We start from the raw sequence: 1,381 nt of genomic DNA, 5'->3' as shown, positions 1-1,381 counted from the left end.
GAGGGCGCCGACCTCGCCGCCGCGGTGGCCGAGTCCGCGCCGCGCGCCGCGGCGGACTGGGCCCACGAGACCGGCCGCACGGGCGGAGGCACCCAGGACTTCTTCGACGCCGCGTCGCGCGGGCGGCGCTGGCGGCAGGCGCCGACCCGGCTGCTCGGCGAGCTCTCGACGGGCGGCTCGGTGCTGGCCGCCGACTACGCCGCGGCGCTGGCGCAGGTGACCTCGGCCGCGTGCTCGCTGGGCGAGCCCACGCTGCGGGTGGTCGGCAACGCGTCGGTCGCCGCCGCGGCCCAGCTCGGCGCCGTGCGCACCCGCCCCGTCGCGGCAGCGGCACCAGACGTCGCCCAGCCCGCGGTGACCACGGGGACCACGGAGACCACGGCGGCCGCGGCGGCCGCCGCGGCGACGGACGTCGAACGGCCCGACGCGGGACGAAGCGTCGAGGACCTGCTGGCCGAGCTCGACGCGCTGGTCGGGCTCTCGGGCGTCAAGCGCGAGGTGCACCGCCAGGCCGCGTTGCTGCGCGTCGAGAAGCTGCGCGCCGAGCACGGCATGAAGAGCACGACCATCACCCGGCACCTGGTGTTCACCGGCAACCCCGGCACCGGCAAGACGACGGTGGCGCGGCTGGTCTGCGGCATCTACGCCGCGCTCGGGCTGCTGAGCAAGGGGCACCTGGTGGAGGTCGACCGGTCCGAGCTGGTGGCCGGGTACCTGGGTCAGACCGCGGTCAAGACCTCCGAGGTGGTGACCAAGGCGCTGGGTGGCGTGCTGTTCGTCGACGAGGCGTACAGCCTGACCGGCGACCAGTACGGCACCGAGGCGGTCGACACCCTGGTCAAGGAGATGGAGGACCACCGCGACGACCTCGTGGTCGTGGTGGCCGGCTACCCCGCGCCGATGGCCGACTTCGTCGCCGCGAACCCGGGGCTGGCCAGCCGGTTCCGCACCACGATCGACTTCGCCGACTACTCCGACGACGAGCTGGTCCAGATCTTCGAGCGGCTGGCGACCGGCGCCGAGTTCGAGCCGACAGCCGAGTGCTTGCAACGGTTCCGCGAGATCCTGGCCGCGACCCCGCGGGGGACGGGCTTCGGGAACGCGCGGTTCGCCCGCAACGTCCTAGAGGGTGCCATCGGGCGGTTGGCCTGGCGGTTGCGGGACGTCGACGAGCCGACCCGCGACGACCTGCGCCGGCTGCTCCCGAAGGACCTGGACGACGAGCCGGCCGACTGGCCGCCGCAGACCGGAGGTGCCGCGTGACCCAGGTGGCGACGCAGGGAGGCCAGCCCGGCGTGGTGCACGCCCCCGCGCCGGTGCCCGCCGCGCGGCACGGTGCGGCCGCGCCCGCGCCCGTCACGCCCGGCGACCGGCTCGCCGC

At 75.8% G+C, this 1,381-nt stretch carries 1 protein-coding gene; it reads left to right on the top strand.

The genetic code is table 11. The features are described 5' to 3' along the window. A partial coding sequence (locus ACYVJ4_RS18740; RefSeq protein WP_460461551.1) for an AAA family ATPase occupies positions 1-1,263 on the top strand: 1,263 nt, incomplete at its 5' end. Between the last annotated feature and the right edge of the window lie 118 nt (positions 1,264-1,381).

It is taken from the genome of Angustibacter peucedani (assembly GCF_054779595.1).
Note: the sequence above shows the minus strand (reverse complement) of the source record. Positions and strands in the feature narration are given on the sequence as shown.